The organism is Mesorhizobium japonicum MAFF 303099 (assembly GCF_000009625.1).
Classification (GTDB): Bacteria; Pseudomonadota; Alphaproteobacteria; order Rhizobiales; family Rhizobiaceae; genus Mesorhizobium; species Mesorhizobium japonicum.
The window spans coordinates 2238737-2252960 of the sequence record NC_002678.2 but is presented as its reverse complement, the minus strand read 5'-3'; the positions used below and the strand labels follow the sequence as shown (position 1 = coordinate 2252960).

Sequence of the window (14224 nt, the reverse complement as noted above, 5' to 3'; positions counted from 1 at the left end):
GCCGCCGTCGCCCTTGCTCAACGATGCGAGAAGTGATGCAGGGCAATGGCTGACGCTGCCGCGACGTTCAGGCTGTCGAAGCCTTTCGACATGGTGATCCGCACGGTTTGCAGGCGCGCAAGCAGGCGTTCGGGCAGGCCTTCGCCCTCGGTGCCGAGATAGAGCGCCAGGCGCTCGGCCGGCTTTGCATCGCGTATGTCGGTTCGTCCGCGCGGCGATAGGGCAAGTTGTTCAAAACCCCGTTCGGCGAGCATCGCGGTAAAGCCTGATGTGTCGGTGAAGGACGCAAACGGGATCTTGAGCGCGGCGCCGACGGAAACGCGGATCGCCTTGCGGTACAGCGGATCGCAGCATGTCGTATCCATCAGCACCGCATCGGCGCCGAAGGCGGCGGCATTGCGGAAGATCGAGCCCATATTGTCGTGGTTGGCGATGCCGACGAGCACCAGCACCAATGCCTGGTCGGGCAAGGCATCCAGCAACGGCCCGGGCGCTTGCGGCGTCGCCTTGCGGCCGATGGCCAGGATGCCGCGATGCATATGGAAGCCGGCGATCGCATCCATCACCGCGCTGGTGACGACATAGACCGGCAGGTCCGCCGGCGCCTTGTGCAGGATGTCCTCCAGGCCGCCGAGCCGGTTTTCCAGGACAAGAACGGATTCGGCGCCGAAGCGGCCGGACGACAGAAGCAGATCGAGGACCACCTTGCCTTCGGCGACGAAACGGCCTTGCCGGCCGGCGAGATCGCGTTCGCGGATATCGAGATAGGCGGCGACGCGTGAATCCCGTGGATCGTCGATGCGGATTGGGTCCATGTCCTGCGCTCAAATATCGAGAGCGTGGGCCGTGCGTCGGGAGAGACGCACAAGCCACGTTCCGAAAATCGTCAGCGAGGTAAGCGGCCGCAGGAGCGTCCGGTCAAGTCCCGGCGCGGCGCAATCTCTGCGCCATCTGGGACAGGTCCTCCTTGCCGGTGCCGAAAATACCATCCAGCACGACAAGCAGCTCGCGCACCGCGTCGGATTTGCAGGAGTAATAGATCATCTGACGGTCGCGGCGGGTTTCCACGAGGTCAAGCGCCCGCAGCTTGGCCAGATGCTGCGAGAGCGCGGATTGGCTGAGCATCACCTTGTCGGCGATGGCGCCGACCGACATTTCACCGTCGATCAGATAGCTCATAATCAACAGCCGCTTTTCGTTGCCCATGAGCATCAAAAATTCGGCAGCAGATTCGGCGTTGGCGATTAGCTTTGTCGAGACCATGAATGCCCCATGCTTTTTGCTCATCGAGGCGCCATGGGGGCAATGGTGCCTGAATCCATAAATTCACTTGCGAATGGCCACCGACGAGTCAGCGCCATCACCGAAGGGTAGAACATTTCTTTTAAATCTCAAGTGTTGCTTTTGATCAAATGCAATTAAGTTTCATTATTTGCCTGCCTGGCCGCGCGGCCGCCCCTGGCCATTTCGACCAGAACGGGCCGTAATTCCCGCGCCGCTATCAGGGGTTGTGGAAAGAATACCCGGCAAACATTGTCTCCCGACACGAGATCCATGCCATCGGCGTCCAAACCGGCGATGCCCCAGCCGTCGGAAGATGCCCCGGCGTAATCATGCGCGTAAACGGCGATCGCGTCCAGATGGTCCGCGTTCATGTGCTCGATGGCGGATTGTTCGCTCGCCGCAAGCTCTTGGACGATGGGGCCGACAGTGACGAGATCGGAGCGATCGAGCAGATAGGCCTTGCCGAAGCCGCCATTGAGGCTGGCGCGCTGCGGCTCGAGGCGAAAGATCGAGAAGTCGCCGAGCCCGGCATAGAGGTTCGCCTTGGGATTGCGGTTGAGATAGCGGCGCTCGGCGCGGGTGTGCGCGTCAGAGCCACGCTCGAGCCGCGATGCCTGGCAGATCAGCGACAAGCGCGGATGCGCCAGCGGGTCGCCTTTGCCGGGCTCGCCGAGCAGCAGGGAACAGCGCGGATCGGCAAGCATGGCGGGCGTGTGCGCCGAGAGCATCGAGACCAGGATCAGCGGCGCGCCGTCGATGTCGGTGGCGACGCCGACCCGGCTCGCCAGCGGCGACCCGGTCCGCGGCTCCAGCACCGCCAGGGCGCCGAAGCGGGCGCTGCGCAGAAGCGTCTTCGCCAACCGGATCGCCTCGGCGTCGGTTTGGCGGATCACGTCCTTCTTTCGATCGTCCAACGGTTTCGTCCTGCTAAGTTGATTTTCTTGTTCCACTTATCAGACGATGATGCCGGTCCTGGCAAGCGTTCTATGCAAGTCGCCTGGAGCCGCATCGCACTTCCGGGTGACTTATACTATTTCGGCGCCATGCGGATGGCGCCGTCGAGACGGATGGTTTCGCCGTTCAGCATCTGGTTTTCGATGATGTGCAAGGCAAGTGCCGCATATTCGGATGGTTCGCCGAGACGGGACGGGAAGGGCACGGCGGCGCCGAGCGAATCCTGCACCTCCTGCGGCATGCCGGCCATCATCGGTGTCTTGAAGATGCCGGGTGCGATGGTGCAGACGCGGATGCCGGAACGGGCAAGGTCGCGCGCCACCGGCAGGGTCATGCCGACCACGCCGCCCTTCGAAGCGGAGTAGGCGGCCTGGCCGATCTGGCCGTCATAGGCGGCGACCGAAGCGGTGTTGACGATGACACCACGCTCGCCGCCCTGCAGCGGCTCGAGGCTGGCGGCGCGGTCGGCGACGAGGCGGATCATGTTGAAGGTGCCGATCAGATTGACCTCGATAACCTTGCGGTATTGATCGAGCGGATGCGGTCCGTCCTTGCCGATGGTCTTCACGCCAATGGCGATGCCGGCGCAATTGACCAGGATGCGTGGCTCGCCGAGCTTGCTCGCTGTCTCGGCGAGGGCCGCAGTGCCACTGTCGGCGCTGCTGACGTCGCATTGGACGGAAATGCCGCCGATGTCGGCCGCGACCTTGGCCGCGCGCTCGATACCGACATCGAAGATGGCGACGCGGGCACCCTTGGCGGCAAGCGCGCGCGCCGTTGCCTCGCCAAGGCCGGAGCCGCCGCCGGTGACGATCGCGATCTGGCCGTTCGGGTTCATGGCGTCATCCTCTCCCGGAGCAATTCATCATTCACGAAAGCGCCGAACCGTTTCACATCTTCCTGGAATTGCTCCAAGAAAGCAGGGACGGATCAGGCCCGGATCGACGGTCAAGGTCAAGCCTTCGCCTAAACGTGCTCGGCGACCCTGGCCTGGGTGGCATGGCCGACCTCGCCGGTGAGTCTGGCCACAGCGCCCGGCGTGATCTCGTGCGACAAAAGCCGGTCGAGATCGACAGGGCGCGGCATCGAGATCTGGCCGCGCGGGATGCGCTTGAAGCCGAGCGGCCCGTAATAGGGCTCGTCGCCGACCAGTATGACGGCGGGCGCGCCGGCCTTTGCAGCCGCCTCCAGTGCGATTCCCACCAGCCGGCGGCCGATGCCGAGATTCTTGAAGGCCGGCCGCACTGCGAGCGGCCCGAGCATCAGCGCGCGGCCGGCACCAGCGGCGATGCGGGTCATGCGCACCGAGGCGACGACGAGATCGCCATCGACCGCGACAAAGGAAAGCGCGCGCTCGTGACCGCCGGCTTCGCGGATCTTGTAGGCTGCCAGCACGAAGCGGCCCGGCCCGAAGGCCTCGTCATTGATGGCTTCGATTTCAGGGTCGTGCGCCGGAGTTTCCGGCAGGTATTTCACGTCGGCAAGGCTCATGGTCTTTGCGTTCCGGTAGAGGAGGAAAGGTTGCTGCAAACGGCAGCGTTCGCCAGTCAGCGCTTCATCAAGCGCGGGCGCCCTTTCGTCGTCGGTCAAACCGGATCAAAGCAAAGTCCAACATGCGGAGTGTCCGCTAGCATCAATTTTCGGCCGCCGCAATTGGCCTGATGTGTCGCCGTCTCCGTCAAGTGACGGTCTGTTCAGCACCTGACCTCTTCGACGGGGCAACCTTACGCCTAGATAATGCGGCAGGACGCAAGGAGATTCGCATGGGATTGCTGGTCGAGGGCAGGTGGCAGGATCGCTGGTATGACACGGCGGACAATGGCGGCAGGTTCGTCAGGACGCAGTCGCAATGGCGTGACTGGATCACCGTCGACGGGGCGCCGGCCGAAGGCCGGACGCGCGGCTTCAAGGCCGAGCCGGGGCGCTACCATCTCTATGTCTCGCTCGCCTGTCCGTGGGCGCACCGGACGCTGATTTTTCGCGCGCTGAAGAGGCTCGAAGGCATCATCTCCGTCTCGATCGTGCATCATTTCATGGGTCCCAACGGCTGGACATTCCTGGCCGAGGACGGCGCCACGGGCGACACGCTTTACGGTCTCGATTTCCTGCACCAGATCTATTCCAAGGCCGATCCCGCCTATTCCGGCCGGGTGACCGTGCCGGTGCTTTGGGACAAGAAGGAACAGACTATCGTCTCCAACGAGTCTTCCGAGATCATCCGGATGCTCAATTCGGCGTTCGACGCATGGGGCGATGCAAGCCTCGATTTCTATCCCGAGGACCTGCGCAATGAGATCGACCGCGTCAACGCGCTGGTCTATCCCACGGTCAACAACGGCGTCTACCGCGCCGGCTTCGCCACCACCCAGCGTGCCTATGAGGAGGCGTTCGGCGAATTGTTCGCGGCTCTGGATAGGCTGGAGGAGCGGCTGTCAAAACAGCGCTATCTCGTCAGCGACCGCATCACCGAGGCCGACTGGCGGCTGTTCACCACGCTGGTGCGCTTCGATCCGGTCTATGTCGGCCATTTCAAATGCAATCTGCGGCGCATCGCCGACTATCCCAACCTGTCGAACTATTTGCGCGACCTCTATCAGCTGCCTGGTGTCGCGGCGACCGTGAACCTGCATCACATCAAGGCGCACTACTACGGCAGCCACGAAACGATCAATCCGACACGGATCGTGCCGGTCGGGCCGGAACTGGACTATGGCGCGCCGCATGACCGGGCAAGGTTCGCCATCTGAGATCTGCAATCCCCGCAGCGGGCACGGTCGTTATCGGAAGGTTTCCGTGTTGATGCGAGCCTGTCTGGCAAGCTCGGCTTTCAGGAAATTCTTGCCCATTCGGCTGGAATAGCCCCAGGCGTTGATCGCAAAGACGATAAGCCCGCCAAACAGCAGGACGAAAACCCAGGCGAGCGCAGGCAAGGTATCGCTTCCCGGCATGGCGCCGCCCGCAACAGCAAGGCCGACGAGCATCAGTGAAAGCAGGCACGAGGCCAGAGACGAAAAAAGCGTTATCTTCCAATATTCGTCTCGATTGAAAAGCCGAAGGTTCCTGTTGATGAATTTGTAGGAGGCGAAAGAGGTCGACCCGAACGTGATGGCGAAGCCGCTTGCATGGCCGAAGCTGTCCGGTAGCGACGGAAACATCATCGCTACGCCCATGAACACAACGGTCAAGCCTACCATCATCAGACTATAAAAGCCGACATAGGGCCAAACGCTCACTGATTTTACTTGTTCGAAATCCATGGAATCGCCCCCGTGTATTTTCCTGATCAATATAGCCCGGAATTTTCTTAACAGCCAAGGCGAGCTTACCAATAGAGCGACGCGGGCTCCTCCCCAAAAACCTCGGCAATGCGCCGCAGCGTCGCCGGCGTCGTATCCCTGGGCAAGCGATCCAGCGGGAAGAAACCGGCCTCGGCGATCTCATGGTCTGGCAGCTTCGGTGTGGTCTGGCTGAACTGCTCGATCAGGTAGAAGCCGACATGGTCACGCCGGCTGGAGCGGCGGTTGAAATGCATCGACTTCAGCACCGCCGGCGCGCTCAGCGCGATGTTGCCTTCCTCGGCGAGTTCGCGCTCCAGCGCCTCGGCCAGCGTTTCTCCGACCTCGACGCCGCCACCGGGAAGCTGCCAGCCGGGCACGTAGGTGTGGCGGATGAGGAAGATGGAATTCGTCGCGGTGTCATGGACGAGGCCGCGCACGCCGAGCGTCATTGGCCGCCGCAGCACGAAATAGAGATGGAACAGCCTGGCCCGCAAACCCGCCCAGCCGGTCTGGCGGAAGGTGTCTTCCGGGTTTGCCATCAGGTGCTAAACCGGTAAGGAAACCTTGAGTGGAAAGCGGGGCGCTGGTCGCCTATGAGGGATGGATGTTCAGGCTCGCGCATATTTCCGATGTCCATCTGGGGCCGCTCCCCGATGTATCCTATCGCGATCTCGCCTCCAAGCGCGTGCTCGGCTACGTCAACTGGCAACGCAATCGCCGACGCCACATGCATGACGCCGTCATCGACGCCATCACCGCCGACATCAAGACGCAAAACCCCGACCATCTCGCCGTCACCGGCGACCTCGTCAATCTGGCGCTCGACGGCGAGATCGAGATGGCCAAGCACTGGCTGGAGACGCTGGGGTCGCCGCATGACGTTTCCGTGGTTCCGGGCAACCATGACGCCTATGTGCCGGGCGCCTTCGACAAGGTCTGCCGCTCATGGGCGGCCTGGATGAGCGGCGACGGCGTCAACACGCCGGTCGACCGCAACGCGTTCCCGTATCTGCGCGTGCGCGGCAATGTCGCGCTGGTCGGCGTCTCGACGGCGCGCGCCACGGCACCCTTCATGGCCAATGGCTTCTTCATGGAAGGGCAGGCCGAGCGGCTGGGCAAGATCCTGCGCGACACCGGTGGGCAAGGCCTGTTTCGCGCGATCATGATCCATCACCCGCCGGTGCGCGGCGCCGTCTCGCAGCACAAGCGGCTGTTCGGTATCGCCCGCTTCCACAAGGTCATTCGCAAGAACGGTGCGGAACTCGTCCTGCACGGTCATTCGCATCTGCCGTCGCTATTCCAGATCGGGTTGCGCGGCACCAAGGTTCCGGTGGTCGGTGTCGCCGCCGCCGGCCAGGCGCCGGGCAGCAAGCATCCGGCGGCGCAGTACAATCTGTTCGACATCGACGGCGAAAAGGGCAATTGGCGCATCCGCCTGACGCGGCGTGGCCTGACCGGGCCGGCGATACCGCCCACCGATCTGCAGACCATCGAACTGGGCGTGGAGGCCAGCGCTTCTATGGCCGCAGGCTGAACACCATCGCCACGAGGCGGTCCCAGAACAGGGCGACCGACACCGCCAGGCCGACCAGCGCGCCGGCGGCGACCAGGCCAAGGCCTGACAGGAAGGCCCACCAACCGTTGCTGCGTTGCGGCGACCGTAGCGGCGGCTCGGCCTCCGCCACCTCGACGCGCCTCATGCCGGCGACGGCCGGCTCTACCCCGCCCTCCATCATCCTCTGGCGCTCGACGATGCGCTCGGCGACATAGCGCGTCACGGAATCGGCAACCGGCTTCATCTCGGTCGATTCGGCAAGCACGACGCGGCCGATGCGGGTGTCCTTGAGGAAGCGGTAAGTGCGGCGGTCGCGCCCCATGGCGACATGGCTGACGGCATCGATCCACAGGCGCGGTTGCAGCCCTGCCGAAACGACGAAGTCGAAATTGTCCATGTCGGCGGGCACGTCGGCAAAGACGGGTGCGAGTTCGGCGGCCAGGAGATCGAGGCGCATGCGATGCGCCTCGCGCATGTCGACGACGACATCGTCGCGGTCGGCGAAGGCATTCTTCACATCACGGATGGCATCGGACAGTTTTCTTGACGGATCGATCTTTTCGCCTGCGTCCTTCATGGGCGTCTTGCCTCGCGGGTTTGGTTAACACGGAGTTAACACAGACGCCGGCAAAATGCACTGGCGAGATCAAGGGGACCGAGGCGCTCTGGGGATGTTGCGCTGACGCGCGTCGCGTTACGCGAGGCGCTTCAGGTCTTTTGTTTTTTGCATGTCATTCTCCCAAAACCGAGGTCACTTTTGGGCGACATGCCTTAAGCAACTCAACTGGCCGCGGCGGCGAGTTTGGGGCGAAGGGGCCTGGCGCGACGGTTCATATTGCGCCTGATGATGCTGGCGATCAGATCGGGCGCTTCCTCGATCAGCATATGGCCGGCCTCCAACACATGATGCACATGAAAGCGCACCGGCAGGTCATCAGCCTGGGTGAAGGGCAGCACCGCGTCATCACTGCCCCACACCACCATCACCGGCATGGCCAGCCTATCCAACTGCTCGCGCGGGATGACGCCTTGCCGGTCGTCCCTGGTCATGGCGGCGGCGATCTCAACGAGCTTTTCTGATTGTCCGGGCCGCTTGCGCATTTCGCAGAGCGTATCGGCGATGTGATCAAAAGGTCGCGCCCGTGGACCTGACATGGCGGCAAGGCAGGCGAGGATCTCGGACGGGCTCTGTGCGCCGGCATAGCGACGCAACAGCGGCCCGTTGATCTCCGGGCCGAAGCCGCCGGGCGCCAGAAGCGTCAGCGAGGCAACCTTCTCCGGCTCGGCCAGCGCCATCAAGGTCGCCACCGCTCCGCCCATCGAATGGCCAACGAGATGGATGCGTTTGACCCTGCGGGCCGCAAGGTCGGCAAGAACGGCTCTTGCCGCGACCTTAGCAGGCCCGGCATCGGGAAAGTCCAGCGACAGGCCATGCCCCGGCAGGTCGTAGGCAAGGGTGCGCGCGGAAGGGGAGAGCGGGGCGATCACGTCGCGCCACACGTCGGAGCAACCGCCAAAGCCGTGCAGCAAGACGATGGTCTTCGAACCGGCACCCTGTTCGGAAGCATGGAGCGATGAGATCATGAAAGCGGGTGCTGAATTACGGGAAGCCTTGATCTAGCTGGATGCGCTTTGTCCAGCTGGATGACCAGTAAAATTTTCGCGATTAGGCGAGGGCGCGGGCATGCCTTCAACGGCTTGGCCGGCAAATCAGCCCGATTGGCGTTGTGCCGTGCTCGCGCGAGCACGGCACAATTCCATGGTCCAAATAGTCCCGGCCTGCCGAACATCAACTCGCGCTGCCGAGCCCGGCGGCGCGCAGGGCTTGGACCAGCCGATCGGTCAGATCGGCCGGATATTTCCGCTCGACGAAGGTCGAGCGCGGATCGGCGGCAAATTTCGGGAACTTGGTGTTCAGCTCGTTCAGCAGCGTCGTGACCAGACTGTCCTGTCCGGCAGCCTTGGCGCCGATCAGACGCGCCGCCAGATAATGCGATTTCGTTGCCGTCGTTCTCAGTGCCATGCTGGCCGCGATGGCCTTGTTCATGTCGCCCAGCATGAAATCACCGACGAACAGCCCATAGTCCCACCATGTCGAGTGGCCGCTGAAGGTTTCGGCGGCATGGGTAAGAATCGGCGTTCCCTCGGCGTATCGGCCGGCGAAGATCAGCCCGTAGCCGTAAGCGGCGGCCATGCCGAGATCATAGGGATTGAGTTCATAGGCCTTGCGCATCCAGCGGATCGCTTCGTCCGTATTGCCGAGGCGCGAACTGACGTAGCCATAGGCGCGATGCGCATAAGGACTGGTCGGTCCCATCTGCACGCCGCGGTGGGCAAACTCGACGGCCTTTTCGATCGTCGCGTTGGGCGGATAAACATAGTGATCGGAGACCGCCTCAACCTGTAGAGACGCAAGTTCCGAATAGACGAGCGAGGATTTCGCCCCGGAATTGGCTAACGTCTCGAGGCAGCGATAAGCGGCCTCGTGGGTTCTGGCATTCTGGTCGAGATAATATTTGTCGTTGAGCAGCAAGCATTCGGTCAGCCCGTTTGGCGTGCCCGTCTGCTCGATATAGTTGTAGATCGTACCCGAGGCGGGAAGTGCCGAGCTCAGCATGTCGGCAACGCGGTCCTCGATAGCTGTAGGAGTGCTGTCGGCCGGCGTGAGATTGCGTGAAAGAAGCACCCGTCCGGATGCCATGCTTTGCAGTTCGATCGTAATATCGCCTGTGTTCGGGCCGGGCAGAATGTCGAATATGAAGCTGGTGGGGTTGTTGACCGGATCGGTCTTGTCGACTGTGTCGCGGCCGATGAAGTCGATCGTATCGAAGCCGCTCAGGCCGGCGCGCAACGACGCGGCGATGCGGCCGGCGTCGGCGCCGCTGGCCTTGACGGCGATGTAGACAAGCGGCAGGGCCTCGCTGACCGGGGACGGCGCAATGCTGCTGGTCAGGCCGGCGCTCTCGAATGTGGCCGGCAGATGGCCGCCGGCCAGCAGCGCGCCGCTGCCCTGGCGCAGGATCAGGACGCCGAGCATGGCAATGACCACGGCGATCGCCATCCAGAAGAAGCGGAGGTGGCGCGCCACCGAAGGCACGGGTGCCGCCGCCGGCGCCAACGATGCGTCGGGCGCAACGGCATCCTCGGCGGCACTGGGGTGCTCGGCCGGAGCCGCTGCCGCTGCCGCCTGCTCGGCGGGTTTGGCCACTTCCGGCAGACGGATCGCGTTGAGCTCATAGGCCGGCACGTAGCCGCCGCGTGGAATGGCGATGCGGACCGGCTCAGCGATGCCTTCATTGGCGAAATACTGCTGCAGCAATTCGCGCAGCCTGCCTGCCTGCACCCGCACCACGGCATCGGTCGACGGATCGAAATCGCCGTCCTTGCCGAAGACATCCATGGCGATGGAAAAGCCCTTGAGCCTGTCGGCTTCGCCGGCCTGCTCGCGTTCGACGAGGTAACGGATCAGTTTGCGCGCGCGCTCGGACCGTCCGAACGTTTCGCTGGCAAGCAGTCGCTCCAATGTCTCGCGCACTGCGGGGGCGGCAGGCGTGGCATGCTGCAAGTGTCGATCCTCTCGAAGTCGGCACAGGTTGAGATGCGATCATATAGGGCTCGCACCACCATACAAGTATAGACCCATTATGCGATCGCGTACCCCACCGGATTATTTTCCGGTGGTTAATGGCGCCGCCGATGCAGGCTACAGAACGCCGCCGCCAGTGCCAGCCATTAAGGCCAAAGCCTTGTTCCGGTTTGAAAAAAATGGCTGGCGCGAGAGCCGTTCTGGTCTCTCGCGCTAATCGGCAAATGCTACCGCGCCTTGCGTCCGACGATGCGGTTGGCAGCCGACGTCACCGCTTCCAGCGAGGCGGCGACGATGTTGGTGTTGATGCCGGCGCCGAACAGCTTGCCGCCGGGATATTCCATTTCGACATAGGAAATGGCCGACGCATTGGAGCCGCGCTGCATCGAGTGCTCGGAATAATCGAGCACCGACATCTCGACGCCGACATGGCGCGACAGCGCATCGACGAAGCCGTCGATCGGGCCTGTCCCGGTGCCTGATATGGTCACTTCCTTGCCCTTGTCGAGGATCACTGCCTCGATCACGCGCCGGCCCTTGACCGCAGTGTCCGGATAGGTGTGGTGGTCAAGGAACTTCAGGCGCGCGCCCGGCTGGTCGACATAGGTTTCGAGGAAGCGCTCATGGATGCGCTTGGCCGGTACTTCCTTGCCTTCGGCGTCGGTGATCGCCTGGATCGCCTGGCTGAATTCGATCTGCAGATTGCGCGGCAGATTGAGGCCGTAATCGGCCTGCAGCACATAGGCGATGCCGCCCTTGCCCGATTGCGAGTTGATGCGGATGATCGCCTCGTAGCTGCGGCCGACATCGGCCGGGTCGATCGGCAGATAAGGCACTTCCCACAGGCTGGTATTGGCCTTTTTCAGCGCCTTCATGCCCTTGTTGATGGCGTCCTGGTGGGAGCCTGAAAAGGCGGTGTAGACGAGTTCGCCGACATAGGGGTGACGCTCGGGGATCTTCAGCTGGTTCGAGTATTCGTAGACGTCCTTCATGCGGTTGATGTCGGAGCAATCGATGCCCGGATCGACGCCTTGCGTGTACATGTTGAGCGCCAGCGTGACGATGTCGACATTGCCGGTGCGCTCGCCATTACCGAACAGCGTGCCTTCGACGCGGTCGGCGCCCGCCATCAAGCCGAGCTCGGTGGTGGCGATGCCGGTGCCGCGGTCATTGTGGGGATGCAGCGAGATGATCAGGTTCTCTCGGTTGTCCAGATTGCGGCACATCCATTCGATGCGGTCGGCATAGATGTTGGGGGTCGACATCTCGACCGTCGACGGCAGGTTGATGATCAGCTTGTTGTCCGGCTTCGGCCTGACGATCTCGGTGACGGCGTTGCAGATCTCCAGCGCGACCTCGAGCTCGGTGCCGGTAAAGCTTTCCGGCGAGTATTCGAAGCGATAGCCGCCGCCGGCCTTGGCCGCCATGTCGGTGATCATCTTGGCCGCGTCAGTGGCGATGCGCTTGATGCCGCCGACATCCTTTTCGAAGACGACGCGGCGCTGCAATTCGCTGGTCGAATTGTAGAAATGCACGATCGGGTTGGTGGCGCCCTTCAGCGCCTCGAAGGTGCGCGTGATCAGCTCGGGCCGGCACTGCACCAGCACCTGCAGCGAGACGTCGGCGGGAACGTTGCCTTCCTCGATGCACCAGCGGGCGAAGTCGAAATCGGTCTGCGAGGCCGAGGGGAAGCCGATCTCGATCTCCTTGAAGCCCATGTCGAGCAGCAGGCCGAACATGCGCGCCTTGCGCTCATGGCCCATCGGGTCGATCAGCGCCTGGTTGCCGTCGCGCAGGTCGACCGAACACCAGATCGGCGCCTTGTCGATGACCTTGTTGGGCCAGGTACGGTCGGTGAGGCCGACGGTCGGATAGGGCTGATATTTGCGGGCCGCGTCGGGCATGCCGCGGGCTGGTTCCACATCCTCGCCGGCGACCGCGGCATCAGGGCGGACTTGTTCTCGTGCGTTCATCGTCTTGTTCTCCCGGCTACCCTCGGATCCGTCCTTGACGGATGGCTGGCGAGTGGCGCCTTTACCAGATTTTCGTTCGCTTGATGTGACTGCCAATTTTGAGACTGGCCAAGGAGCATGCGCTTGCGCGGCGGTTCGACCGCCGGGCGCTCCTTCAGCGAACCCGGCGATCGCCGATAAGGCCGAGAAGAAGCAGGGTCGAAGCAAGCGCGCGCACGGTCTCGCCGGCAAAGCCGGTCTGACGGGAAGCGGTGGTGACGCGCGTGTTCATGCCGGTTCTCATACAGGAGCGGCTTGTGAGAGGCAAGCAGGGGCTGAATCCGTTGAACATTATCCCTGATGCGGGCGCTCTTCCCCAGACGCTGCAAATGCGCCAGACTTGGCTCGCGACGGGGCTGCGGTGCGTCGCCATGAGGGGGGTGTCCATGAATTTCGTGTTCTTCTCGCCGCATTTTCCGGCCAACGGCGCCGATTTCTGCGATCGGCTGAAGAAGGCCGGCGCCACCGTGCTCGGCATTGGCGATGCGCCCTATGACGTGCTGGACGGCAGACTGAAGGCAGCGCTTTCGGAATATTACCGCGTCGCCGACATGGAGGACTACGATCCGGTGTTCCGGGCGATGGGCCATTTCATCCACAAATGGGGCCGCATCGACCGCTTCGAATCGCTCAACGAGCACTGGCTGGAGCTGGAAGCCAACATCCGCACCGACTTCAACATCTACGGCACCAAGCTCGATTTCGTGAAGAACCTGAAGCGCAAGAGCCGCATGCGCGCCTTCTTCCGCAAGAGCGGTGTCGAGACGATCGCACAGCGCAAATGCTCCGACCGCGCCGGCGCCATGACTTTCATCCGCCGCGTCGGCTATCCCGTGGTGGTGAAGCCCGACAGCGGCTCCGGCGCCTCGAACACCTTCAAGATCTCCAACACAGGGGAGCTGGACCAGTTCTTCCGGGACAAGCCCGAGGACGTGACCTTCGTCATGGAGCAGTTCATCGAGGGGCTGGTGGTGACCTATGACGGGCTGGTCAACCGCGACGGCGAGGTGGTGCTGGCGGCCAGCCACCGCTACGACCAGAGCGTCATGGAGGTGGTCAACAAGGACCGCCATATGAGCTACACCTGCTTTCCTCATATCAGGCCAGCGGTCGAGGAGGCCGGCCGCAAGATCCTGAAGGCGTTCGACGTGCGCGAGCGCTTCTTCCACATCGAACTGTTCGAGACCAGGGACGACCGGATCATCGCACTGGAGGTCAACATGCGGCCGCCCGGCGCCTGGATGACCGACGCGATCAACTACACGTTCGACATCGACGTCTACGCGGCATGGGCCGACATGGTGGTCAAGGATGCCGCCGGCGGGCCCTATGAGGGCAAGTATTTCACCGCCTATGCCAGCCGCAAGCGGCACCTCCACTATTTGCACAGCCATGAGGACGTGCTAGCGGCGCACCGCGACAAGATCGTCCACCATCAGGCCATCGAAGAGGTTTTCAGCCGCGCCATGGGAAATTACGCCTACCAGATGCGCTCGAAGGATCAGGCGGCGCTGCGCGAGGCGGTCGCCTATGTCCATGCGGAAAAGGCCTGAGA

Annotated in this window: 14 protein-coding genes; 3 read left to right on the top strand and 11 right to left on the bottom strand. The window is 62.9% G+C overall.

Features of this window, described 5'->3' with window-relative positions; genetic code table 11:
• Positions 1 to 17 precede the first annotated feature (17 nt).
• The 5 genes from MAFF_RS12080 to MAFF_RS12060 form a co-directional block, all read right to left on the bottom strand.
• On the bottom strand, positions 18 to 815 hold the full coding sequence (locus MAFF_RS12080; RefSeq protein WP_010911194.1) for a TrmH family RNA methyltransferase: 798 nt from the start codon (positions 813 to 815) through the stop codon (positions 18 to 20).
• Between the two features lie 103 nt (positions 816 to 918).
• On the bottom strand, positions 919 to 1263 hold the full coding sequence (locus MAFF_RS12075) for an ArsR/SmtB family transcription factor (RefSeq protein WP_027047319.1): 345 nt from the start codon (positions 1261 to 1263) through the stop codon (positions 919 to 921).
• Between the two features lie 155 nt (positions 1264 to 1418).
• Positions 1419 to 2198 (bottom strand): HugZ family protein, encoded by a 780-nt coding sequence (locus MAFF_RS12070; RefSeq protein WP_044548283.1) that lies wholly within the window; start codon positions 2196 to 2198, stop codon positions 1419 to 1421.
• 116 nt (positions 2199 to 2314) lie between these two features.
• Positions 2315 to 3076: a 3-hydroxyacyl-CoA dehydrogenase gene (locus MAFF_RS12065; RefSeq protein WP_010911191.1), complete on the bottom strand. Its 762-nt coding sequence runs from the start codon at positions 3074 to 3076 to the stop codon at positions 2315 to 2317.
• A gap of 128 nt (positions 3077 to 3204) precedes the next feature.
• A complete protein-coding gene (locus MAFF_RS12060) occupies positions 3205 to 3729 on the bottom strand; it encodes a GNAT family N-acetyltransferase (protein WP_010911190.1) in 525 nt (174 codons plus the stop codon).
• Positions 3730 to 4001: 272 nt separating this feature from the next.
• Here MAFF_RS12060 and MAFF_RS12055 point away from each other — a divergent pair, with 272 nt between their 5' ends.
• Positions 4002 to 4985, top strand: coding sequence for a glutathione S-transferase family protein (locus MAFF_RS12055; RefSeq protein ID WP_010911189.1), 984 nt, complete (start codon positions 4002 to 4004; stop codon positions 4983 to 4985).
• A gap of 30 nt (positions 4986 to 5015) precedes the next feature.
• Here MAFF_RS12055 and MAFF_RS12050 read toward each other — a convergent pair whose 3' ends face one another.
• Together MAFF_RS12050 and MAFF_RS12045 are read right to left on the bottom strand one after the other, a co-directional pair.
• Positions 5016 to 5495, bottom strand: coding sequence for an ABZJ_00895 family protein (locus MAFF_RS12050; RefSeq protein ID WP_010911188.1), 480 nt, complete (start codon positions 5493 to 5495; stop codon positions 5016 to 5018).
• 65 nt (positions 5496 to 5560) lie between these two features.
• Entirely contained in the window at positions 5561 to 6055 is a 495-nt protein-coding gene (locus MAFF_RS12045) for an NUDIX domain-containing protein (protein WP_010911187.1), read from the bottom strand.
• Between the two features lie 65 nt (positions 6056 to 6120).
• Here MAFF_RS12045 and MAFF_RS12040 point away from each other — a divergent pair, with 65 nt between their 5' ends.
• Positions 6121 to 7050, top strand: a complete 930-nt coding sequence (locus MAFF_RS12040) for a metallophosphoesterase family protein (protein ID WP_080512062.1) — start codon at positions 6121 to 6123, stop codon at positions 7048 to 7050.
• Here MAFF_RS12040 and MAFF_RS12035 read toward each other — a convergent pair.
• The 4 genes from MAFF_RS12035 to leuA form a co-directional block, all read right to left on the bottom strand.
• Complete coding sequence (locus MAFF_RS12035) at positions 7034 to 7648, bottom strand: hypothetical protein (RefSeq protein WP_010911185.1); 615 nt, start codon at positions 7646 to 7648, stop codon at positions 7034 to 7036. The two genes, MAFF_RS12040 and MAFF_RS12035, sit on opposite strands and share 17 nt — an antisense overlap.
• A 203-nt stretch (positions 7649 to 7851) precedes the next feature.
• Positions 7852 to 8655, bottom strand: coding sequence for an alpha/beta fold hydrolase (locus tag MAFF_RS12030; protein WP_010911184.1), 804 nt, complete (start codon positions 8653 to 8655; stop codon positions 7852 to 7854).
• 205 nt (positions 8656 to 8860) lie between these two features.
• Entirely contained in the window at positions 8861 to 10636 is a 1776-nt protein-coding gene (locus tag MAFF_RS12025; RefSeq protein WP_044548282.1) for a tetratricopeptide repeat protein, read from the bottom strand.
• Positions 10637 to 10884: 248 nt separating this feature from the next.
• Positions 10885 to 12630, bottom strand: coding sequence for a 2-isopropylmalate synthase (gene leuA, locus MAFF_RS12020; RefSeq protein WP_080511845.1), 1746 nt, complete (start codon positions 12628 to 12630; stop codon positions 10885 to 10887).
• Positions 12631 to 13055: 425 nt separating this feature from the next.
• Between leuA and MAFF_RS12015 the strand changes: the two genes are divergently transcribed.
• The gene (locus MAFF_RS12015) at positions 13056 to 14222 is read left to right on the top strand and encodes an ATP-grasp domain-containing protein (RefSeq protein ID WP_044548281.1); all 1167 of its coding nucleotides are present in this window, start codon (positions 13056 to 13058) and stop codon (positions 14220 to 14222) included.
• Positions 14223 to 14224 lie beyond the last annotated feature (2 nt).

Bases quoted from the DNA above. Each gene is read 5' to 3' on its own strand.
- MAFF_RS12015 (WP_044548281.1), top strand. From the start codon at position 13,056: ATGAATTTCGTGTTCTTCTCGCCGCATTTTCCGGCCAACGGCGCCGAT.
- leuA (WP_080511845.1), bottom strand. From the start codon at position 12,630: ATGAACGCACGAGAACAAGTCCGCCCTGATGCCGCGGTCGCCGGCGAG.
- MAFF_RS12055 (WP_010911189.1), top strand. From the start codon at position 4,002: ATGGGATTGCTGGTCGAGGGCAGGTGGCAGGATCGCTGGTATGACACG.
- MAFF_RS12075 (WP_027047319.1), bottom strand. From the start codon at position 1,263: ATGGTCTCGACAAAGCTAATCGCCAACGCCGAATCTGCTGCCGAATTT.
- MAFF_RS12030 (WP_010911184.1), bottom strand. From the start codon at position 8,655: ATGATCTCATCGCTCCATGCTTCCGAACAGGGTGCCGGTTCGAAGACC.
- MAFF_RS12060 (WP_010911190.1), bottom strand. From the start codon at position 3,729: ATGAGCCTTGCCGACGTGAAATACCTGCCGGAAACTCCGGCGCACGAC.
- MAFF_RS12050 (WP_010911188.1), bottom strand. From the start codon at position 5,495: ATGGATTTCGAACAAGTAAAATCAGTGAGCGTTTGGCCCTATGTCGGC.
- MAFF_RS12080 (WP_010911194.1), bottom strand. From the start codon at position 815: ATGGACCCAATCCGCATCGACGATCCACGGGATTCACGCGTCGCCGCC.
- MAFF_RS12045 (WP_010911187.1), bottom strand. From the start codon at position 6,055: ATGGCAAACCCGGAAGACACCTTCCGCCAGACCGGCTGGGCGGGTTTG.
- MAFF_RS12040 (WP_080512062.1), top strand. From the start codon at position 6,121: ATGTTCAGGCTCGCGCATATTTCCGATGTCCATCTGGGGCCGCTCCCC.
- MAFF_RS12035 (WP_010911185.1), bottom strand. From the start codon at position 7,648: ATGAAGGACGCAGGCGAAAAGATCGATCCGTCAAGAAAACTGTCCGAT.
- MAFF_RS12065 (WP_010911191.1), bottom strand. From the start codon at position 3,076: ATGAACCCGAACGGCCAGATCGCGATCGTCACCGGCGGCGGCTCCGGC.